This is a genomic window from Amycolatopsis sp. NPDC043887, from assembly GCF_056435665.1.
Genome location: NZ_JBWKEB010000001.1, coordinates 34,639 through 55,867 on the forward strand (window position 1 = coordinate 34,639; position 21,229 = coordinate 55,867).

Consider the following 21,229-nt stretch of genomic DNA (forward strand, 5'->3'; position numbering starts at 1 on the left):
GGGACCCGGTATTCCCCGGGAAACGATCGTGCGCGATAATGGGGACGAACATCCGCCATTACCGCGCACGATCCGCTCAGCCGAGCATGAACTCGCGGGGGTCCAGCGCCCGCCCGACCACCCGGACGTCGCCGAGCCAGCCGTGGAACGCCTGCTCGACGATCGAGTCGTAGGCGTAGGCGCCGATCAGCCACGAGCCACCGGGGTTCGCGATCCCCGCGGCCGGCGTCTTCGGGTTCCGCAGCACCGGGCAGCCGTCGACGTAGAGCGTCGTCCGCCTGCCGTCGTTGACCGCCGCGACGTGGATCCACTCCTCCAGCGTCAGTTCGTGCCCCCAGCAGGTCGAGATCCCGTTCTGGTTCAACGGGAACACCGCCCACTGGAACGCCGCACCGTCCGAAAGGGACAGTGTGGCCGAAGGCTCGCCGGGATCGTCGCCGGTCTTGCCTGCCTTACCGCCGGCGCCCTGCCTGCCGAAGATCGCGGCCCAGGCGTGCTTCCCGTCCTTGAAATCCGCGGGCAGCTTGACGAACGCCTCGACGGTGTAGCCGCGCGCGAACGTCTCCGCGTTCATCGGCGCGGAGTCCGCCGTGCGCAGATACCCGCCGCGAGCCGGTTTCTTGCCGCCCTCGAACCGCAGGCTCGACCTCGACGGCTGCCGTCCGGAGAACTCGCCGGAGAATCGCAACGCCTCGGGCGCGCTGCCGGGCAGGGTCACCCGGACCAGGTCGTTGCCCCGGCCCGAAAGGTCACGAATACCGTCTACGGGCGCGCCGTCCCGGCCTTCGAACCGCCAATAGGCCACGGTCCCGCGGATCAGTTGCCGTTCGGCCGGCCGCGCGGGCGGCACCGGAACCGGCGCGAACCCGGCGAACCTCGTCTCGAAGTCGATCTCCAGGCTGAAGTAGTCCGCCGGACCGGTGCGTTCGATCTCCCGCCGTTGCAGCTCGTTCAGCCGCGGCGCCTGGTCCGCCAGCCACGGCGAGACGGTGCGGACGTCGATCACGTTCCGCGCCAGGTCGAACCGATAGAGCCGGATCATCGCGCTGCCGCCGTAGTAGCGGTCCTGGTAGTTCGTGATGTGCAGATGGACGTCGTGGCCCGCGTGGTTCCGCCTGACCGCGCGTCCCGGCGGCCAGAAGTGCCCGTTGAGTGTCAGGAAGATCTGGTCGTTCCCGGCGATCAGCTCGTCCCACACCTTCTGCCCGAACTCCGAGAACCGCGCCTGTCCGGCCTCGTCGGCCCATACCAATTCATGGATGGTCAGGATCGCCGGAAGCCGCGGATTCCGCGCGAGCACCGAGCGTGCCCAGTCCAGCCCGCCCGCCGACGGCCGCCAGTCGAGCGCGAGCAGCAGCCACTCACGTCCGCCCGCACGGAAGACGTGGTGGCTGTTGTAGCCGTCCGGGCTCGCGCCGCGGAAGGTCCGCGAACCCCGCTGCCGGTGCGGCCCGAACGCGTCCAGGTACGGCGTGCGGCCGCGCTGGTCGTCGGTGGAGGACTTGATGTCGTGGTTGCCCGCCAGCGTGCTGTACGGGAAGCGGCGCCGGTCCAGGTGCTGGAACGAGCGGCTGATCTGCTCGAACTCGCCGGGCTGCCCGTTCTCGGTGAGGTCGCCGAGATGCGCCAGGAAGACGATGTTCTCGTCGCCGCCGGTGACGTACCGCAGGGTGGCGTCCAACGGCGCGGGGTCACCGCGGTCGGTGTCGAAGAGGTACTGGGTGTCGGGCAGCACCGCGAGGGTGAAGCGGCCGTCTTCGAAGTCCGGGCCGTGATGGCCGAAGGTCGCCGAAGCCGCGGGAGCACCTAGCGCGGGTAACGCGGAGACCGCCGCACCGGCGCCGAGCAGGCCCGCGCCGCGCAGGAAGGTCCGTCTGGATGAGTCGTTCACGGCCGCAACCTACGGTCGCGGAGGCAACGCGTCCGCCAACCGCGGATGAACACTTGCCCCGCTCGGTAGCTTCGTCCCATGGGGAACGTCAAACGCTGGCCCGTGCTCGCCGGGGTCGGTGTGGTGGTGGCCGCGGCAGGCTGGTGGATCGTGGACGAGATGCCGTCGGTGGACGACGCCGTCGCGAGGGAGGCGCTGCCCGGAATCGACGAGCATCTGCGCGCGCTCGCCGGCTCCGGCGACCCGGGCGTCCGCTGGGTGTGCACGCAGAAGGTGATCGAGACCCGGCCGGACGGCGACCTCGTCAAGATCGGCCTGGTCGCGAGCTGCGACGAGGTCGCGAAAGAGGGCGACGGACTCGTCACGCGCGGCGGATTCCGGCGGCAGCCGATGGTCTACCGCGTGGAACGGACCCCCGGCGGGTACCGCGTGCTCGACCGGAAGTTCGCGGAGGACGGCGCCGGCTACTCACGTTCGGTCAAGGAGATGTTCTCGTGGGTCGGCGCCCGCCGGGTGCTCGGCGGCGCGAGCCCGGACGACCCGAAGTCAGTGTCCGCCGCCGCGTTCGGCCTGCCCGAAAGCACCCAGGTGCGCACGGGCCGGTGATCAGTCGCCGTTGCGGTCGATCCTCCTCGGCACCACGAACCACATGACGACGAACAGCACCGCCGACACCACGCCGAAGACCGTCATCGCGATCGGGCCGAAGACGACCTTGGCGATGAGCGCGACGGTCGTGGTGATGGCGGCCGCGAGGCAGCCGAGCCCGACCAGGACGGACCGGTTGCCGACGGTGAGGATCCGCTCACGGTTCCCGGTGCGGAACAGCAGCCGGTGCCACGCGGCGGGCGCCGTCAGCAGCACCGTCGAACAGACCGTGAGCAGGACCGCCGTCAGGTGGACGGATTTCTCGAACCCGCTCGCACCGTGGAACTCGTCGGTGAACACCACCGTGAGCAGGAAACCGAAGAGGATCTGGACACCGGCCTGCGCGACCCGCAGCTCCTGCAGGAGCTCACTGACGTTGCGGGTCAGGCGTTCGTTCTTCGTCTCGCCGGTGTGCTCGACCATTCAGCGGCTCCAGGACCATCGGTTGACGCCTGACCTTTTCGTGCCAGCCGAGCGACGTCACTGACACGACCACAATGGCGAGGCCCAGCCACTGAGTACCCGACAAATCGGCGTTCAAGCACAATACGCCGATGACCGCGGCCGTGACGGGGAACGCCAGCTCGGCCAGCGTCGCCCTGGCCGCGGGCGTCGACCGCAGGCCCACGTAATACAGGCTCAGCGCCAGCAGGCCGGGGACCAGCGCGAGCAGAGCGAGTCCGAGCGCGTTGTCCCAGCCGACCGCGAACTGACCGCCCTGGTACGCCACGATCCCCGCCGCGACCGGGAGCCCGACCGTGAAGCGCAGCGTGGTGACCTCCTTCGGCGCCAGTTCGGTGGAGAGCAGCCGTCCGAGCACCGTGCCCGCCGCCCACAACGCGGCCGCGCCGATCGCCAGCAGCGCCGCCTTCGCCGCGGCGACCTGGATGTTCAGCGGATCCTTGAAGGCCAGCAGCCAGGCACCGAGCAGCGCCGGGATCGCGAACAAGGCGTACCCCGGACGGACCCGCTCACGGAGCACGAAATACGCCGCCAGCACGGCGAACACCGGCTGGAGCTTCTGCAGCACCAACGGCGTCACGGGGTCGCCCAGTTTGAAGGCCGCGGTGAACATCGCCGTCGCGAGCGCGGAAGACCCGCCGCCGATGGCGAGCACGGCCAGCCATTCCCGCGGGCCGGTCCGGCGCAGCGCCCGGACGGCGCCGGGAATGAAGGGGCTCAGCACGAGCACCACCAGCAAGTGCTCCCAGAAGACGACCGTGGCCGCCGGAAGCGCCTCGGCGAGCGGGAGGCGCAAAAGCCCGTCGGTACCCCAAAGAGCGGCGGCGACCGCGACCAGCCAGGTGCGATCCGGAGGATTTGTACTCACTTACCCTGCCCATAGTTCGAGAATGATCGCCCGACCGAGTGACCACTCTGGCGTGTCCGATTCATGCGGACTAGGCAAGGGGCATGCGCCCCGTCCCCGCACTCTCGCTTGTCCTGTCCGCGGCCGCACTGGCCCTGACCGCCGGCGCCGGACCGGCCACCGCCGTCCCCGGCTCCCGCGTCCACGTGATCACCGCCAAGAGCGGTCTCACGAGCTACAAACCCGAACTGGTGCCGCCCGGCGCCCGCGCGCACGTCTTCGGGTTGACGTCCAAGCATCTCGGCACCTCGACCGCGATCCTCGTGACCGGCCTGCTGCCGAACCGTGAATACGGTGCCCACGCCCACACGAAGCCGTGCGGCGCCACCGGCGACCTCGCCGGACCGCACTACCAGAACGTCGAAGACCCGGTGAAGCCGTCGGTGGACCCGGCCTACGCCAACCCCCGCAACGAGATCTGGCTCGACCTCACCACCGACGCCACCGGCCGCGGCGCCGCCGTGTCCAAAGTGGACTGGACGTTCACCGACCGGCGCGCGAACTCCATCGTGATCCACGAAACGCATACGCACACCCACCCGGGCCACGCCGGGACCGCGGGGGCCCGGCTGGCCTGCGTGACCGTCGGCTTCTAGAACCCCCAGGTCCGTTCGGGCCGGATCCTGATCCGGACGTGGTACTCCCGGTCGAATTTCGGGACGTCGTAGTCGATCGCCGGATAGTGCTTCTCGTACTTTTCGAGGAAGCCCGGCTGCTCCGACGCGAGACCGTCCGGCAGGATCTCGGCCTTGCCGCCGATCACCAGGATCGAGCCCCCGTGCTCGTCGCTGTTGAAGTGGAGGCTCACCTCGGGGTTGGCCTCGATGTGCCGGGTCTTCGCCGTGTCCGGCTGGCTGAAGACGATGAAGTCGTCACCGTCGAGCACGAACCACACCGGGCGGGGCGAAGGGCGTCCCTTCGGGCTGATCGTGGTCAGCCAGGCGACGTTCTCCTTCGCCCGCTCGGCGAGCCGTGGGTCGGGTCGGTAGCTCATGAACCGACCAACCACGACCCGGCGGCATTTCTTCCTCGTCCGCTCAGCGGGACGCGACGAGTTTCGCGTACCGAGTCCCGGCGCCGAGCAGCACCAGGCCGGCGATGAGGAAGGCGGCGACTCTGGCCAGGCCGTCCAGCGCGGCGAGGTCGAACAGCACCAGCTTCAGCACCGCCGCGCCGACCAGTACGAAGCCGATCACCCGCAGGTTGACCGCGGAGATGCCGCGGACGAGCAGCACGAGCGCGGCGACCGTCCAGGACACCGTGATCACCACGTGGCCGACCAGGAACCCCGAGCGGCCGGGAACGGCCAGCATCGCGCCGCACAGCACCATCGCGCCCGCGCCGTAGAGCCCGCAGACCCCGGCGAAGAGCCACGGCACCACGTTCTCCGCCGCGGCCTTGAACAGCCCGAGCCGGTGCGCGACCCACGGAAGCGTGATCGAGACGGCCAGGATGGCGAGGGCCACCAGGAAGGCGGCGGCGAGGTCGGCGTCCGGACGGTTCCGGATCAGGAAGAAGAGCGTCGGCGGGACGTCGAAGACCAGCGCGATCATGCCGCCGATGACAGTGAAGCCCAGCCCGCCGAAGAGCGCCACGTGCTTCTTCGTCCACAGCGCGACCAGTGCCAGCAAGACCCCTTCGCCGATGAGGATCGCCGAACGGGCACTGCCGTCGAACAGCGTCATCGTCGTCTGGAGAGCCGCGACCAGCCCGGCGGCGCCCGCGAGGTCACCCGTCCAGCCGTCGAGCCACTGTCCGGCCGCCCACACCGCGAGCAGCACCAGCGCGACCGAAGCCGTGACGAGCACGGCCGGGGTCTTCGGCAGGAACAACGCGGCGAGCAGCGAAGGCGCGGGGGCGACGGCGAGCAGGGCGAGCGCGGCGGCGTCCCCCGGCCGCTTGGCGGTGACGATCAGGGCCAGCGCGAGTCCCACGCCTCCCGCGGCCAGCGCGGCGGCGGTGTTGGCCGTGCTGCCGCCGAGACCGGCGAACGCCGTGCTGAAGACCGACGCGACCAGCGGCGGGATCCCGGCCGCGACCGCGACCGACGGCCACGACTGGCGCAGCTGCACCGGCGTCGAAGCGACCTGGACCACGAGCAGGAACGCGACCAGCTGCGGGGTGAAACCCTGCGTGATGATCGGCGCGCAGACCACGCAGCCGAGCACGACGGCCGTCGCGAGCAGCGACGACTTCCACCGCACGGCCAGCAGCAACCCGCCGACCGCGATCAGGAGCCCGATCGCGAGACCGGCGTAGGACGGCAGGTACTCGTACATCGTCGTCGCGGCGATGGCGTCGAGGTACAGCGCGCCGATCCCGGTCGCGGCGAGCGCGAACGCGCCCGTGCGGCCGGCCGGCGTGCGGTGCAGGCGAAGCCCGATCCCGACCAGCGCCGCGCCGAGCACGGCACCGCCGATCACCCGCGGCAACGGGCCGAACCAGCCACGCTGGATCGCGAGCACGAGGAACAGCACGATGCCGAGCAACGTGACCGCGCCGCCGATCCAGGCCAGCAGTCTGCTGCCGGCGCCTTCCTTGCCCAGCTTCTCGGCGAGCGACACCTTCGGGGCAGGCTGGTACGGGCGGTAGGGCTGCTGATACTGCTGGCGGTACTGCTGCTGCCATTGCGCGTACTGGGCCTGCTGGTACTGAGCCTGCTGGTATTGCTGCTGGTAGTGGGCGTACTGCGGGTGCTGCTGGTACGGAGGGCGAGGGTACGGCTGCTGCGGGGCCTGCTGGGCCTGGGGCTGCTCGGCTTGCGGCTGCGGTTTCTGCTGGGCCTCGGGCTGCTCGGCTTGCGGCTGGTGCGCCTCTTCGGCCTGCTTTTGGGACGCCTGCTCAGGCGCCTCTTCGTGCTGCGGCCCCGCCGCGGACTGGACGGTCCGCAGCTCCGTGCCGACCCGCGCGAGGCGGGCCCCAAGGTCGTCGATCTCCCCGGCGAGCCTGAGGAGCACATCCCCATCGGTGGTCATGGCGATCAGCATGCGGCCTGAGGACCCCCGAGGGATCCGTAGCACTACTCAATCGTGATGACGATGTGGTCGCGACCTGCGAGATCATCGCGATCGGGCCCACACCCGGAGCGCTCGCAGAAGGTCGATGTACCGGAAGCCCGGCCAGTTGGCGTCGCAGAAGTACAGCTGGGAATCCTTCGCCTGCCAAAGCAGGAATCCGGACAGCCGGACCTCGCCGCTGGTCCGGATGATCAGGTCCGGATCGGGACTGCCCACTGTGTACAGATGCGCGGAAAGGGCGTCCACGGAAACGGACTCCGCGATCTCCACAAGGGGCTTGCCGTCCGCGGCCCCTTCGAGCACGAGATCGCGTACGGCGTCGACGATCTCCTCGCGGCTTCCGTACCCGATGGCGAGAGTCAGCTCAGGCCCCGTCGCACCGCGAGTGTCCTCTTCGGCCTGCTTCAGCACTTCGGCCGTGGACGACGGCAGCATGTCGAGACGCCCCACGGGAACGACACGCCAGTTCGCACCCGGCGCGGTGAGCCGGTCACGGACGACGTCCTCGATCACCTGCATCAAGAAGGCCATCTCCGGCGACGCGCGCTTCGTCAGGTTGTCGACCGAAGCGAGGTACACCGTCACGTGCCCGATGTCGAGGCCTTCGCACCAGGTCATCAACCGGGCGATGTGACGGGCGCCGTGCCGATGCCCCTCACGGACGTCCTCGAACCCCATCGCACGGGCCCAGCGACGATTGCCGTCGATGATCACGCCGACGTGCCGCGGCAGCGGGCCTCGGCGGAGGCGGGCGCGGAGCCGTCGGGCGTAGAGGTCGTCGAGTCTGGTCCGGACGCTCATGGAGGCGAAGCTACCGAAATCGGGGGTCGGCGCGCTGAACGCTCATGAGCTACGCTGGACGCGGAGTGTGACGCCGTGGGCATCACACGAGTCGCAGGGCCAGGTGCACCCGGGGAATACCGGGACCCTGGCCTTACGCATATCCGGGATCAGGCACGTGTGTCGACCTCCAGCTCGATCGCACACGTGGCCAGTTGGTCGGCGTAGTCGGGGAATCCTTGTCTTCGAGCGCGGACAGCCCCGGCGACGATGTCCGGAATCCACAACAGCGGCTCGTCCGCGCCACGAACGTGCCGACCCGGGCGTCAAGTTGGGCTGTGCGGCCTTCAGCGACCAAAAGGCCGACGTCGAGTAGGTGCAACTCCATCACCAGTCGCTGCATACACAGGGAACGGCCACGTTCCTGGCGTCGCACCGGCACCGGAGTACCCACCGCCACCAGGTGCAGTTCCTCGAAGTCGGCGACCTGTTTGACGACCCCTCGCTTCTGAGCATCGGCCAAGGCGTTCCAGTGCAGCTTCCCCGTGCGTTCGGCCCTCATGTCCAGCATGGCCTTGCGCAGTTCGGCATGCCGTTCGACGGGCAGGACCGCGGCCGCGAGTACGTAGAAACCACCGTCGTCGTCTTCCCTGAACGATTCGTCGGCGAAGGCCTGCAGCACGGACATCCGCCGCGCCTAGGGATTCCCGCCCGGCTCGATAGGTACGGTCCGGCGCCCGGATTCGCGTTGCCGCAAGACCGCGCGGATCGTGTGAACACTGGGCCACCGTGTGGATTTTGGGACATCTGACGTCCCAAAATCCACACGGTCACGGCACGGGCTCACCGACGGCCTGTCGAGCTCTACTCCGAAGGCGTTCGCACAGTGCACTTCGACGACCTCCACTTTCCCGGGCTGACCGTGTGGAGAGACGAAGACGTGGCAGTCGAGAACGAGAAGTACCGTTTCCACCGTCTGCGCATCGAGCTGAGATCGCCGAAACACACGGGCGTGGTCGTCGCCGGCCGCTTGACCTATATCGACGGGACCTACCCCGACGGGCAGATGAAGTGGACCGTTATCGCCCCTCGCGGCGAGGAGATCGGCCACGGTGACCAGCCCACCTGCGAGTGACAGACACCACAGGCGACAATGGAGACGTGACAGCCACCCTGCGCAAGCCCAGCCTGAAGATCGGCCCCTACGAGGTCGATCCGCCGGTCGTGCTCGCTCCCATGGCGGGCATCACGAACGTCGCGTTCCGGCAGCTGTGCCAGGAGTACGGCGCCGGCATCTACGTCTGCGAGATGATCACCGCCCGCGCGGTGGTCGAGCGCCACCCCGGCACGATGCACATGATGACCTTCGGCGAGAACGAAAAGCCCAGGTCCATGCAGCTTTACGGGGTCGACCCCAAGACCATGGCCGAGGCCGTCCGCATCATCACCGGCGAGGGGCTCGCCGACCACATCGACAGCAACTTCGGCTGCCCGGTGGCGAAGGTGACGCGCAAGGGCGGCGGCGCGGCGTTGCCGTTCAAGCGCAAGCTGTTCGCGGACATCGTGCGTGAGTCGGCGAAGGCCGCGGCCGAGGCGGGGGTGCCGTTCACGGTCAAGTTCCGGGTGGGCATCGACGACGACCACCTCACTTACCTCGACGCCGGGCGGATCGCCGAGGCGGAGGGCGCGGCGGCGGTCAGCCTGCACGCGCGCACCGCCGCGCAGCGTTACTCCGGACAGGCCGACTGGACGAAGATCGCGGCCCTCAAGGAAGCGGTCACCGGCATTCCGGTGCTCGGCAACGGCGACATCTTCTCCGCCGAGGACGCGTTGCGCATGGTCGACGAGACCGGCTGCGACGGTGTCGTGGTCGGCCGCGGTTGCCTGGGCAGGCCGTGGCTGTTCGGCGAACTGGAAGCCGCCTTCGCCGGGCGCCCGCAGCCGACGCCGCCGAACCTCGGTGAGGTCGCGAAGGTGCTGCGCCGCCACACGGAACTGCTCGTCGAGCACGACGGCCACGACAAGGCCATGCGCGACATCCGCAAGCACATGGCTTGGTACTTCATGGGTTTCCCGGTCGGCTCCGAGCTTCGCCGCGGCTTCGCGATGTTGTCCAGCATGGACCAGCTCGACGATCTCATCGCCAAGCTCGACCACGACGCGCCCTTCCCCAGCGCGGCCACCGGGCCGCGCGGGCGGCAGGGTTCGCCGGGCAAGGTCACGCTGCCGCACGGCTGGCTCGACGACCCGGACGACGACTGCGTCCCCGAGGCCGAGGACATGCACTCGGGGGGCTGAAACGAAAAAACGCTCCCGCCGGTCGGACCGGCGGGAGCGTTTTCTTTCACGACTCAGGTGCCCCTGGTCTTGTAGGCGAACTTCCACTGGCCGGTGTCGACCTCGAAACACCGCATGGTGATCGTGTAGTACCGGGCCATGTTGCTCTGCTCGATCTGGCAACTGCTCAGGCTGGAATACGGCCCGAGCTGACAGCCAGGATTCCCGTCACAGACCCCGGCGACCGAGACCGGTGCCTCTTCGGCCACCGCGACATTCGCCGCCGTGACGGCGATTCCGCCCGCGAGCGCGACTGAAGCGGCGCCGACGGCGAGCCGGCGCCTCCAATTGTTCGACATGTGTTACCCCAGTTTCCCCAGTGCGGCCGGGCATCGACCGCCGCGTTATTAGACGATCAAGGAACCCTCCTCGTCAATCCCTTGCCGCCTGCCGGAAACCGGAGGCCCGTAAAGTCGGCGTCGTGATCGAGCAGCTGAGCATCCCCACCGCGGCCGGTTCCTTCGACGCCATCGCGGCGGGCCCCGAAGACGGCCGCCCTGTCCTGCTGCTGCACGGGTTTCCCGAGGCCGCGGTGGAATGGGAGCACCAGGTCGCGACGCTCGGCGTGCTCGGCTATCGCGCGGTGGCCCCGGATCAGCGCGGCTACTCCCCGGACGTCCGGCCGGAACAGGCGTCCGAGTACGGGATCGACGACCTCGTCGGCGACGTCATCGCGATCGCGGATCGCTTGGGGTGGAAAGAATTCGATCTTGTCGGACACGACTGGGGCGGCGCTGTCGCGTGGTGGACGGCCGACGCGCATCCGGGCAGGCTCCGGAGTCTCGCCGTGATTTCGACGCCGCATCCGGCGGCGCTGGCGGAGGCCATGAAGACCGACGAGGACCAGCATCTCCGGTCGGCGTACATGACCGAATGGCGGCAGACCCGGGTCACCGAACGGCGGATGCTCGAGAACAACGCCGACGCGCTGCGCCGCATGTTCGACTGGAAGGTGTCGCCGAGCAAGGTCGACGAGTACGTCCGGCGTCTGTCCGAACCGGGCGCGCTGACCGCCGCGCTCAACTGGTACCGCGCCGGCCGCCCCGGCGGGAAGATCGGCCCGATCGAGGTGCCGACGCTCTACATCTGGAGCACCGAGGACGCCGCCTTCGGCTCGACGGCCGCGCTCGACACCGCGAACCGGGTCACCGGCCCGTACCGCTTCGAGATGATCGAGGACGTCTCGCATTGGGTGGTGGAAGAGGCGCCCGAGGCCGTCACTTCGTTGCTCGTGGAGCACCTTTCGTCCCACTAACAGGGGTAACTCTGGTCGCGGTACCGGTTACAGCGAGCCTGCTGGTTCAGTGGGGCCGGTGAACAACATGACCGAAGTGGACACCGAACGCATCGTCTACGTCACCGAGGACGGTGAGCCGACCGGCGAAACAGCGCCCAAACTGGCCGCCCACCACGAGAACACCCGGCTGCATCTGGCCTTCTCCTGCTATCTGTTGCGCAGCAGCGACCAGGCCCTGCTGATCACCAGCCGCGCCGCCACCAAGAAGGTGTGGCCGAGGGTGTGGACCAACAGTGTCTGCGGGCATCCCGCACCGGGTGAACCGATCGAGGAGGCCGTCCGGCGCCGGGCCGCCTTCGAACTCGGCTTGTCCCGGCTGAACGGGCTCAGGTGTGTCCTCCCTTCCTATCGCTACTCGACGCCACCGTTCGAAGGCGTGGTCGAGAACGAGTTCTGCCCGGTCTTCGTCGCCTGGGTCGACGAAGATCCGGAACCGCATCCGGACGAGGTCGGCGACTGGCGCTGGCTGAGCTGGAATGATTACGCACTGTTGCTGAATGACGATGTGACTGACGTGAGTTACTGGGCGAAAGATCAGTTTTCGCAGCTCAAAGACGCGGAGCCGTTTTCGTCCTTACAGAACGGCACTCCGGTGCGTGACAATGACGCCGAGCCGTCGTCCTCTTGAGCGATATTCACTTTGGCCCGTACTCATACCTCAAGAGATCCCTCCTATACGACGAAAACCAATTCGTGGCGGAGGTGAGCGTGGCAGCCGACGACGAGGCCGCGTTCCCATCGGGCGCGCCGACCACCGATCTGCTCACTTTGCATGAGTCGATCGCGCGAGTCCTCGCTACACAGGGTGATTGGCGCCGCGCGTACCACCACCTCAAATCCGCTTTGGACCTCGCCAGGGCAGGCAGCCTGCGGGACACCCTGACGTCCAGTTACAACCGCCGCTACCTCGATCAGTGGCTCCACGGCCCAGCCGTCGACCACCGCGGCCCGCCCGGCGTCGCCATCGCCTTGGTCGACCTCGACCTGTTCAAGGACGTCAACGACACTTTCGGGCATCTGGTCGGCGACCGCGTGCTCCGCGAGGTGGCCGACCTCCTGCAGCAGGGGCTCCCGCCGGAGGCGTTCTGCGCCCGCTACGGCGGCGAGGAGTTCGCGCTCGTCATCCCCGACGTCGACGCCGCCCGCGCCGTGCGCATCGCCGACACCGCCCGTATCCGGGTGGCCCGCCATCCGTGGCGCCGGATCCGTCCCGGCCTCGCCGTGACGATCAGCGTGGGACTCGCGCACGAAAGCCGCGCGGAACCGGATATCGCGGCGGAACCGGAACGGCAGTTGCGCAGCGCCGACGCTTTGTTGTATATGGCGAAACGGGCCGGGCGAAACAAAGTGGCCTATCAGGACGAAGAATCATCACGGACGATTCCGCAGCCGCTGAACGCGGCCGAGTCCGCCGGCGCCTAGCCACTCACTGGCCACTCGCCGCCACTCACACAGTAAGCGTCGCACTCTGCGTAGTGGTTTCGCACCTTTTAACGCAGCTTTAACCACGACCGCTCACCCGATCGCATGGACCGTTCGGCGCTTCTCGGTACCTTGAGTGAAGAAAATTCCGGGATGGTTGTCGTCACGAACCCGAGGTGTCCGTACGATAACGAAAGAGCTTCGACGAGTCGTGAAAGGAGACCGAGTGCCCGACGAGCACCACAACCCGGGGACCGGTCGCCACAGTCACACCGACAGAAGCGCCGGTGAGCGCGGCCGCAGGGCACGGCGACGCTCGATGGACACCCACGGCGGGATCAGCGTTTCCGACGTCGTCGCACGTCACACCGGTGAACGCCCGGTCTTCGATCCCACCGCCGAGGCGCCCGCTCCACGCCGACTCCGGCAGAGCGAACCGGCGTCCGAGCCTCCGAGACCCGGTGCTCGCGCCGCCCGGACGGAGCCGCCCGCGCCGCGTCGTCCGGCTGCTCCCGTCGAAAACCCGGCGCCCGCGCCTCGCGCGGCCAAACCCGCCACGCCGCGGGCACAGATGCCACCGCGGAACCCGCAACCGGCCGAGACCCCGCGTCCGCCTCGTGCGCGCCAGCCGCGCCGCACTTCACAGGCCGCGCCCAGCCCCGAAGCGCCGACTCAGCGCCGTCCGCCGTTGGTGAACCCGGGCGCGCAGCAGCAGCCCGCGGCACCGCCGTCCCCGCGTCGTCCCCGCCGCCCGGTGCAGCGGCCGGTGCAGCAGGTGCCGGTCCCGCCGAGGTCCGAGATGGACCGGCTCACGATGACCGACGAGCTCGAGGCGATCGACGACGCGACGATCACCAAGCGCAAGATCGACCACACGCTGGCCCGGTTCTCCGCCGCGCATGACGAACTCGAGGCCGAAGAGGCCAAGAAACGCGAGCGCCGCGAACGGCTCGCCGCCCGCCCCGCCGCGCTGCTGGAGCAGACCCGCACGGCACTGCAGCGGGTGGTCACGACCACCGATTCCGCACCCGCGGAAGCCGCCGAGGAATCGGCGCCGCAGACCCGTCTGCAGGAGAAGAAGGAACGCAAGACCAGGCAGACGGCCAAGGCGGGCCGGATCGCCGCCGCCGTGGTCGCCGCGCTCGTGTTCCTCTCCATCGGTTCGGCGTGGGGCGCCCAGACCTGGTTCGACGCGAAGTTCAACACCGTCGCTTCGCTCGACGAAGACTCGGCCGACATCCAGGACGCCGCCGGCCAGACCGGCGACGAGAACTTCCTGATGGTCGGTTCCGACAGTCGTGACGGCGCGGCCGCCGAAGACGGCGTCGGCGACGCCGACGGCACCCCGGGCGCCCGTTCGGACACGGTCATGATCGCGCACGTCCCCGCCGACCGGCAGCGGGTCGTCATGGTGTCCTTCCCGCGCGACCTCGAGATCAGCCGTCCCGAATGCAAGCGCTGGGACCCGGCGACGTCGTCGTACTCGGAAGAGTCCGCGCCGGCGCAGAAGATCGCGAAGCTGAACACCGCCTACGCGGTCGGCGGCCCGCAGTGCGTCACGAAGGTCATCCAGCAGATCACCGGCATGAAGATGAACCACTTCGTCGGGATCGACTTCAACGGCTTCAAATCCATGGTCGACGCCGTGCAGGGCGTCACCGTGTACAACGAGAAGCCGGTCGACGACACCACGCTCGGCATGATCATCCCGCAGGCGGGCGAGGTGCGGATCTCCGGCGACCAGGCGCTGAACTACGTCCGGGCGCGGCACGTCAAGGGCGACCCGACGTCGGACTACGGCCGGATCAAACGGCAGCAGGCCTTCCTCGGCGCGTTGCTGAAGACCGTGATGTCGAAGGAAGTCATCCTGGACACCGGCAAGCTCAGCGGGTTCATCGACGCGTTCGCCAAGGCCACCTTCGGCGAGAACCTCGGCATCAAGCAGATGATGACGTTGGCGAAGTCGATGCGCGGGATGGGATCGGACAAGGTCAAGTTCCTGACCGTGCCCACCACCGAAGAGGCGAACAAACGCGGCAACGAGGTGCTGGTCCAGAGCAAGGCGAAGGCCGTCTTCGACGCGCTGATCAACAACACCCCGCTGGAAGAGAAGGCGCCGGCGCCTCCCGCCGGCGAAACGGCGTCCACTCCGACCAGCTCCGCCAAGTCCGGCGGCGCCAAGAAGAGCAGCAGCTCAGGCTGAGGATCATTCGTTAGTCCGGGTTCACGTCGGGTTCACTCTGGGATGCGGCTTTTGGCCCCAGTTCCGGCGTAGGGTTGGGCCATGCGTGAGGCTTACCATGTCGAACTCGAACAGCTCGCCGAGAACCTAGCGAGCATGTCACTCCAGGTCGCCGACGCGATGGAGCGGGCGACCCGGGCGTTGCTCGAGGTCGATCTCGGACTCGCCGAGCAGGTGATCAGCGACGACGCGAAGGTCGACGACGCGCGCGCCGAATGCGAGGAGCAGGCGTACGCGCTGCTGGCCCTGCAGGCACCCGTCGCGACCGACCTGCGGACCGTCCTCGCCGCGATCCACGCGGCGGAGAGCCTGGAGCGGATGGGCGATCTGGCCCTGCACGTGGCCAAGGCCGCGCGCCGCCGTCACCCGGATCCCGTGCTGCCCGACGAGGTGAAGGCCGACTTCGCCAAGATGGGCGAGGTCGGGGTGAACCTGGCCCGCCAGGTCGAGCAGGTCATCAAGTCCAAGGACGTCGAGGCCGCCCGCACGATCGAGTCGGACGACGACGAGGTCGACGAAATCCACAAGCACCTGTTCACGGTCATCATGGACCGGAACTGGGACCACGGCGTCGCCGCGGCGGTGGACGTCACCCTGCTGGGCCGCTTCTACGAGCGCTTCGCCGACCACGCCGTCTCGGTCGCGCGCCGGATGATCTTCGTGGTGACCGGCAAGATGCCCGGCTACGGACCCGACGAGCTGTAGGCACTTCGCTCTGGAGCCTAGGGGCCCTTCACCGCATCTCACGCGGTGAAGGGCCCCTTCGTCACGTCAGCGCCGGGCCTCACGTGGGTCGTGAGTGGCGATTCGGGTTCTAACCCGAATCGCCACTCACGAGACGTGCCCCTTCCTGCCACCGCCGCCCTTGCTCGCCCCTGCAGTACATGAAGGGGTTCTTCCCGTACTGGGAAAGGTGTGAAGGCCTCCTTCCCTACCTTCAGAGTAGGCAAGGAGGCCTTCACGGACCTGCGACCAACCGCCACCACATCCGGTAGGTACCTAAGACACCCTTGGTTCTAACCCGAATCGCCACTCACGACCACCCGCACCGGCCGTCAGCTGGCCCAGGTGGCCTACCCGCTCCAGACCCCCAAGCGCGTGAAAGGAGACTCAGCCGAAGCGGCCCGAGATGTAGTCCTCGGTCGCCTTCTCGTCCGGGTTCGAGAAGATCTTCTCGGTGTCGTTCAGCTCCACCAGGCGCCCCGGCTGGCCGACGCCCGCCAGGTTGAAGAACGCGGTCTGGTCCGACACCCGCGCCGCCTGCTGCATGTTGTGCGTCACGATGACGATCGTGTACTCCTTCTTGAGCTCACCGATCAGGTCCTCGATGGCGAGCGTCGAGATCGGGTCGAGCGCGGAGCACGGCTCGTCCATCAGCAGCACGTCGGGCCGCACGGCGATCGCCCGCGCGATGCAGAGCCGCTGCTGCTGACCACCGGAGAGGCCGCCGCCCGGCTTGTTCAGCCGGTCCTTGACCTCGTTCCACAGGTTCGCGCCGCGCAGGGCGCGCTCGGCGACCTCGTCGAGCTCCTTCTTGCCCTTGGTGCCGCCCAGGCGCAGCCCGGCCACGACGTTGTCGCGGATGGACATCGTCGGGAACGGGTTGGGCCGCTGGAACACCATGCCGATCGTGCGGCGGACCTGCACCGGGTCGACCCCGGCGCCGTAGATGTCCTCGCCGTCGAGCAGCACCTCACCCTCGACGCGGGCGCCGGGGATGACCTCGTGCATGCGGTTCAGCGTGCGCAGGACGGTCGACTTGCCGCAGCCCGACGGGCCGATGAACGCGGTGACGTTCCGCGGCGGCACCGAGAGGGTGACGCCGTCCACGGCGTGGAATTTGCCGTAGTAGATGTCCACGTCCTTGACGTCGATTCGTTTGGCCATCTCAAACAGCTCACTTCTTCTTCGGGGCGACAAGACGGGCAAAGAGCATGGCGAGGAGATTCACGATCGCGATGATCAGTACCAGGGTGAGCGCCGCACCCCAGATCCTGTCGAACGCGACGGTACCTTCGTCGAACGGGTTGCTGACCCGTTCGTTGTTCATCAGAAGCGGCAAAGCGGCCTGCTCGCCACCGAAGATGTCCCAGTTCACGTAGGCCGAGTAGCCCACGAGGACCAGCAGCGGCGCGGTCTCGCCCATGACCCGGGCGAGCGCCATCATGATGCCGCCGATGATGCCGGACAGCGCGGTCGGCAGGACGATCTTCATGATCGTCTTCCACTTCGGCACGCCGAGCGCGTAGGAGGCTTCGCGCAGGTCGTCCGGGACGATCCGCAGCATCTCCTCCGAGGAGCGCACGACCACCGGGATCATCAGCAGCACCAGGGCCAGCGACACGGCGAAACCGCTGCGCGGGAGGCCGAAGGTGGTGATCCACAGGGCGTAGACGAACAGCGCCGCGACGATCGAGGGGACACCGGAGAGGATGTCCACCATGAACGTGGTGATCTTCGCGAGTTTGCCGCGGCCGTATTCGACCAGGTAGATCGCGACCAGCATGCCGATCGGCACCGCGATGATCGCGCAGACCAGGCCCTGCAGCACCGAGCCGATGACGGCGTGGGCCACGCCGCCGCCGACCTCGTCCGACAAAACCGAGCCGAAGTCCTCGGTCCACCAGTTGCTGTAGGGGATCCGCTTGACACCGTTGATGACCACGGTGGCGAGCAGCCACACCAGCGGCACGACGGCGATCAGGAACGACAGCCAGATCAGCGCCGTGGCGAAGCCGTTCTTGACCTTCCTGGCCATGCTGACCTGCTGGAAGGCGGGGGTGGTGGCGGGGGTCTTCTCGAGCGTGGTGGACATGCTCAGTCCCCCTTCTTGGCGATGACGGATCGCGCGATGAAGTTGACGACGAGCGTCAGCAGGAACAGTACGAGACCCGCCGCGATGTACGCGCCCGCCGAGATCTCGTTGTTGAGTTCCGCGTAGTCCGCCGCGATCTTCGAGGCGAACGTGGCGCCGCCGTCGAAGAGGCTCCAGGTGAACTCGCGGCCGACCGCGCCGGTCAGGATGATCGCGAGCGCGATCGTCTCGCCGAGCGCGCGGCCGAGGCCGAGCATCGAAGCGCCGATGTAGCCCGCCTTGCCGAACGGGAGCACCGTGGTGCGGATGACCTCCCAGCGGGTGGCGCCCAGCGCCAGCGCGCCCTCGATATGCGGGGTCGGGGTCCGCTCGAACACCTCACGGGACAGCGAGGTGATGATCGGCAGGATCATCACGGCCAGCACGATGCCCGCGGTGAAGATGGTGCCGCGCAGGTCCGGCGAGACGTTGCCCGCCGCGAAGAGCGGGATCCACGAGAAGGTGTCGTTGACCCACTGGGAGAAGGGCTCGATCGCGGGCGCGAAGACCATCAGGCCCCACAGGCCGTAGATGATCGAGGGGACCGCGGCGAGCAGGTCGATCACGTACGCGAACGGCCGCGCCAGCCGCTTCGGCGCGTACTGGGTGAGGAAGAGGGCGATCCCGAGCGAGATCGGCATCGCGATGATCAGCGCCAGCAGGGACGAGTACACCGTGACCAGCAGCAGGCCCATGATCCCGAAGCGCATGTCGTCCGGGGTGGTCTGCCAGACCTGGCTGGTCAGGAAGTTCACGTTGTCGGCCTGCAGCGCCGGAATGGCCTGCACCAGCAGGAACAACCCGATCAGGCCGATCAGCGAGACGACGAAGACGCCGGCTCCGGTGGTCAGGATCTGGAAGATGCGGTCACCGGGTCGCACCGTCCTGGAATTGGGGCTCGCGAGTCGCACCGAGGACTTCTCGGGCGGTGACGCGGCAGATTGCTCCGAAATCGGGTCCTCCGTGAAGGTCTCGCGGACGCCAGAACGCCCACCGGGGTCGCCGGTGGGCGTTCTGGGCGAAGACGAATCGCTCATCGACTACTTCGTTTACTGATCAACCTAGAGGTCGTCGACAGGTCAGGCGATGGCCTTGACGGCGGTCAGGACCTTGTCCTGCAGGCTCTGCGGGATCGGCACGTAGCCCTTCTCCGAGAGCGGCTTCTGACCGTCGGTGGCGGCGACGTTCAGGAACGCCTTGACGGCCTTGGCGACCTCGGCGTCCGCGTACTTGGAGCAGACGATCTCGTAGGTCGCGAGGATGACCGGGTAGGCGCCGGGCACGTTGCTGGAGTAGATCGCGTCCAGGTCGAGGGCCAGGTCGTTCGAGCCCTCCTTCTTGAACTTCGCCGCGTCGAGGGACTTGGCGACGTTCGCCGCGTTGAGCTCGACACCGCCGGAGCCGCTGTCGATGAGGGCGGTGCTGATGCCGTCCTTCGCGAACGCGGACTCGACGTAGGTGATGGCGCCGTCGGCGGACTTCACGGCGTTGGCGACACCGTTGGACTTCTCCGCGCCGTTGCCGACACCGCCGTTGAACTTCTTGCCGTCACCCTGGGTCCAGGCGCCCTTGGACGCGACCTTCAGGTACTTCTGGAAGTTGTCGGTGGTGCCCGACTCGTCGGTGCGCGAGATGACCTGGATGGCCTTGTCCGGCAGGTTGAGGCTCTCGTTGCCCTTGACCGCCTTGATGGCCGGGTCGTTCCACTTGGTGATGCCACCGTTGAAGATCTTGGCGGTGACCTCGGGGGTCAGGGTCAGCTTGTCGACCCCGGAAAGCTTGTAGGCGACCGCGACCGGGCCGACGACGAGCGGAAGGTTCCACGCGTCGGAGGCGCACCGGGCCTTGGCCTTCTCGGCCTCTTCGGCCTTGAGCGGCGAGTCCGAACCGGCGAAGTCCACCTGGTTCGCGTTGAACTGCTTGATGCCGGCGCCCGAACCGCTGGGGTTGTAGTTCACCTTCTGGCCGGAGCACTTGGCGGCGTAAGCCTGCACGAAGATGTCGATCGCGTTCTTCTGCGCGGACGAGCCCTCGGCCGAAAGCGGGCTCTTGCCGCCGCATTCGACATTGGCCGCGCCACTCGGAGCGGCGGCGGCGCCCGTGCTGTCGGGCTTGGTCGCCGCCGGGTCGGATCCACAGGCGCCGAGCACGAGGGCGGCGGTGGCCACGATGCCGATCGCGCCCGCGGGCCGCATGATCTTCACTGCATTTCCTCCACTGGGAGACTTTCGCCGGATCGGTGGAACGGGAGCGTTCCTTCCGGACCCGGACACTAAGCACCGACAGTGGACAGGCGGCCGTCTAAGGGTGAACGACAGGTGAACAAGGCGGCCGATGTGAGCAGCGCGACTACTCCGAAAGTGGCCCGTGTCCCAGCCGTGACCTGCGCGTCTGCTCTCCGTGACCGGTCAAGTGCCGCACGTGTGAAGGCGGTTACCGAGCGTATTGGACGTCGACCTCGTATCGGGTGAAGCCGAGCTTCGAATAGACCGCGAGCGCCGGCGCGTTGTCACCTTCGACGTACAAGATCACTTGGCCCAGCCCGCGATCACGGAGGTACCGCAGCCCGGCGAGCGTGAGTGCCTTCCCGAGACCGCCGCCCTGGGCGTCCGGATCGATGCCGACGACATAGACCTCGCCCGCGGGCTCGCCGCCGAACCGGCCGGGGACGGCGTCGTGGACCTTCGTCCAGTGGAAGCCGATGACCTTCCCGTCCTCTTCCGCGAGGAAGAAGCCCTCGGGGTCGAACCAGGCTTCCTTCTCGGTCGCCCGGACCTCGTCGACGGTCAAGGCGCCCTGCTCGGGGTGCCAGTCGAAGGCGCGCGCGTTGACGCGGACCATCGCTTCCTCGTCCTGACCGGGGACGAACGTCCGCAGCGTGACGCCTTCGCGCGTCACGGGTTCCGGCCAATCGGCCGTCTCGACGTCCGCGTGCAGGATCAGCAGTTCCCGCGCGCGCTCGAAGCCCTCGGTCCCGGCTATGTGGACGGCGGCGGGGTGGTCGCCGTGCGCCCAGACGCGCAGCGGCTTCCCGTCGACGTGGTCGACGAGCGCCCTGGTGGCCGCCCGGCCGTGACCGGACCGGCGGTGCGCGGGATGGACGAACAGTTCGGCGACCTGGTTGCCGTGCGAGTCGCCTTCGGTGTCCAGGTGCGCGTACACGACCAGCTCACCGTCGACGTGCCCCAGCAGGTGCTGTCCACCGGGGAAACCGGAGTCCAGCGGATCGCCGTCGGCCTCGCGCACGGCGAGGAGGAAGTCGTGGATCTCTTCCGTGTCCGGTTCACCGGTCCAAGCCAGATCGAGCATGAAATCGACCCTACCCGGGAACCCGGCACCCGCCTGGACGTCTTGTCAGACAGGAAAGGGGAC

Annotated in this window: 22 protein-coding genes; 9 read left to right on the plus strand and 13 right to left on the minus strand. The window is 68.1% G+C overall.

The window, feature by feature from the left end:
- Window positions 1-76: 76 nt before the first annotated feature.
- Window positions 77-1,891 carry a LamG-like jellyroll fold domain-containing protein gene (locus tag AC069H_RS00175; RefSeq protein ID WP_478230884.1) on the minus strand — a complete coding sequence of 605 codons (1,815 nt, stop codon included), beginning with the start codon at window positions 1,889-1,891 and terminating at the stop codon, window positions 77-79.
- A 78-nt stretch (window positions 1,892-1,969) separates the two neighbouring features.
- On the opposite strand from AC069H_RS00175, the gene AC069H_RS00180 reads away from it, so the two are divergent.
- A complete protein-coding gene (locus AC069H_RS00180; RefSeq protein ID WP_478230885.1) occupies window positions 1,970-2,497 on the plus strand; it encodes a hypothetical protein in 528 nt (175 codons plus the stop codon).
- On the opposite strand, the gene AC069H_RS00185 is transcribed toward AC069H_RS00180, so the two are convergent.
- Both AC069H_RS00185 and AC069H_RS00190 read right to left on the minus strand, forming a co-directional pair.
- Window positions 2,498-2,962, minus strand: coding sequence for a DUF6328 family protein (locus AC069H_RS00185; RefSeq protein ID WP_478230886.1), 465 nt, complete (start codon window positions 2,960-2,962; stop codon window positions 2,498-2,500).
- Entirely contained in the window at window positions 2,907-3,869 is a 963-nt protein-coding gene (locus AC069H_RS00190; protein WP_478230887.1) for a DMT family transporter, read from the minus strand. The genes AC069H_RS00185 and AC069H_RS00190 overlap by 56 nt, the downstream gene beginning before the upstream one ends.
- Before the next feature lie 83 nt (window positions 3,870-3,952).
- Here AC069H_RS00190 and AC069H_RS00195 point away from each other — a divergent pair, with 83 nt between their 5' ends.
- Window positions 3,953-4,504 (plus strand): superoxide dismutase, encoded by a 552-nt coding sequence (locus tag AC069H_RS00195; RefSeq protein ID WP_478224269.1) that lies wholly within the window; start codon window positions 3,953-3,955, stop codon window positions 4,502-4,504.
- Here AC069H_RS00195 and AC069H_RS00200 read toward each other — a convergent pair.
- The 4 genes from AC069H_RS00200 to AC069H_RS00215 form a co-directional block, all read right to left on the minus strand.
- On the minus strand, window positions 4,501-4,902 hold the full coding sequence (locus tag AC069H_RS00200; protein ID WP_478224268.1) for a TIGR03667 family PPOX class F420-dependent oxidoreductase: 402 nt from the start codon (window positions 4,900-4,902) through the stop codon (window positions 4,501-4,503). The two genes, AC069H_RS00195 and AC069H_RS00200, sit on opposite strands and share 4 nt — an antisense overlap.
- Before the next feature lie 43 nt (window positions 4,903-4,945).
- Window positions 4,946-6,895, minus strand: coding sequence for a DUF2339 domain-containing protein (locus tag AC069H_RS00205; protein ID WP_478230888.1), 1,950 nt, complete (start codon window positions 6,893-6,895; stop codon window positions 4,946-4,948).
- A 72-nt stretch (window positions 6,896-6,967) separates the two neighbouring features.
- Window positions 6,968-7,726 (minus strand): polyprenyl diphosphate synthase, encoded by a 759-nt coding sequence (uppS, locus tag AC069H_RS00210; protein WP_478230889.1) that lies wholly within the window; start codon window positions 7,724-7,726, stop codon window positions 6,968-6,970.
- 133 nt (window positions 7,727-7,859) lie between these two features.
- Complete coding sequence (locus AC069H_RS00215; protein WP_478230890.1) at window positions 7,860-8,393, minus strand: hypothetical protein; 534 nt, start codon at window positions 8,391-8,393, stop codon at window positions 7,860-7,862.
- 198 nt (window positions 8,394-8,591) lie between these two features.
- Here AC069H_RS00215 and AC069H_RS00220 point away from each other — a divergent pair, with 198 nt between their 5' ends.
- Both AC069H_RS00220 and dusB read left to right on the plus strand, forming a co-directional pair.
- Window positions 8,592-8,840, plus strand: a complete 249-nt coding sequence (locus AC069H_RS00220; protein ID WP_478224264.1) for a hypothetical protein — start codon at window positions 8,592-8,594, stop codon at window positions 8,838-8,840.
- A gap of 26 nt (window positions 8,841-8,866) precedes the next feature.
- On the plus strand, window positions 8,867-10,003 hold the full coding sequence (gene dusB, locus AC069H_RS00225) for a tRNA dihydrouridine synthase DusB (protein WP_478230891.1): 1,137 nt from the start codon (window positions 8,867-8,869) through the stop codon (window positions 10,001-10,003).
- 53 nt (window positions 10,004-10,056) lie between these two features.
- Here dusB and AC069H_RS00230 read toward each other — a convergent pair whose 3' ends face one another.
- Window positions 10,057-10,341: a hypothetical protein gene (locus tag AC069H_RS00230; RefSeq protein ID WP_478230892.1), complete on the minus strand. Its 285-nt coding sequence runs from the start codon at window positions 10,339-10,341 to the stop codon at window positions 10,057-10,059.
- Between the two features lie 122 nt (window positions 10,342-10,463).
- Here AC069H_RS00230 and AC069H_RS00235 point away from each other — a divergent pair, with 122 nt between their 5' ends.
- From AC069H_RS00235 to phoU, 5 genes are all read left to right on the plus strand, one after another.
- Window positions 10,464-11,297 carry an alpha/beta fold hydrolase gene (locus AC069H_RS00235; protein ID WP_478224261.1) on the plus strand — a complete coding sequence of 278 codons (834 nt, stop codon included), beginning with the start codon at window positions 10,464-10,466 and terminating at the stop codon, window positions 11,295-11,297.
- A gap of 67 nt (window positions 11,298-11,364) precedes the next feature.
- Window positions 11,365-11,967 carry an isopentenyl-diphosphate Delta-isomerase gene (gene idi / locus AC069H_RS00240; protein WP_478224260.1) on the plus strand — a complete coding sequence of 201 codons (603 nt, stop codon included), beginning with the start codon at window positions 11,365-11,367 and terminating at the stop codon, window positions 11,965-11,967.
- A 65-nt stretch (window positions 11,968-12,032) separates the two neighbouring features.
- Window positions 12,033-12,761 carry a GGDEF domain-containing protein gene (locus AC069H_RS00245; RefSeq protein WP_478230893.1) on the plus strand — a complete coding sequence of 243 codons (729 nt, stop codon included), beginning with the start codon at window positions 12,033-12,035 and terminating at the stop codon, window positions 12,759-12,761.
- A gap of 799 nt (window positions 12,762-13,560) precedes the next feature.
- Complete coding sequence (locus tag AC069H_RS00250; protein ID WP_478224463.1) at window positions 13,561-14,964, plus strand: LCP family protein; 1,404 nt, start codon at window positions 13,561-13,563, stop codon at window positions 14,962-14,964.
- Between the two features lie 81 nt (window positions 14,965-15,045).
- Complete coding sequence (phoU, locus tag AC069H_RS00255) at window positions 15,046-15,708, plus strand: phosphate signaling complex protein PhoU (RefSeq protein ID WP_034312635.1); 663 nt, start codon at window positions 15,046-15,048, stop codon at window positions 15,706-15,708.
- 405 nt (window positions 15,709-16,113) lie between these two features.
- Here phoU and pstB read toward each other — a convergent pair whose 3' ends face one another.
- From pstB to mshD, 5 genes are all read right to left on the minus strand, one after another.
- On the minus strand, window positions 16,114-16,890 hold the full coding sequence (gene pstB, locus AC069H_RS00260) for a phosphate ABC transporter ATP-binding protein PstB (RefSeq protein ID WP_005152681.1): 777 nt from the start codon (window positions 16,888-16,890) through the stop codon (window positions 16,114-16,116).
- A 10-nt stretch (window positions 16,891-16,900) separates the two neighbouring features.
- Window positions 16,901-17,818 carry a phosphate ABC transporter permease PstA gene (gene pstA, locus AC069H_RS00265; protein WP_478224258.1) on the minus strand — a complete coding sequence of 306 codons (918 nt, stop codon included), beginning with the start codon at window positions 17,816-17,818 and terminating at the stop codon, window positions 16,901-16,903.
- A gap of 2 nt (window positions 17,819-17,820) precedes the next feature.
- A complete protein-coding gene (pstC, locus tag AC069H_RS00270) occupies window positions 17,821-18,738 on the minus strand; it encodes a phosphate ABC transporter permease subunit PstC (RefSeq protein ID WP_016338002.1) in 918 nt (305 codons plus the stop codon).
- 198 nt (window positions 18,739-18,936) lie between these two features.
- Window positions 18,937-20,061 carry a phosphate ABC transporter substrate-binding protein PstS gene (gene pstS / locus AC069H_RS00275; protein ID WP_478230894.1) on the minus strand — a complete coding sequence of 375 codons (1,125 nt, stop codon included), beginning with the start codon at window positions 20,059-20,061 and terminating at the stop codon, window positions 18,937-18,939.
- A 229-nt stretch (window positions 20,062-20,290) separates the two neighbouring features.
- Complete coding sequence (gene mshD, locus AC069H_RS00280) at window positions 20,291-21,166, minus strand: mycothiol synthase (protein ID WP_478224256.1); 876 nt, start codon at window positions 21,164-21,166, stop codon at window positions 20,291-20,293.
- Window positions 21,167-21,229: the final 63 nt, after the last annotated feature.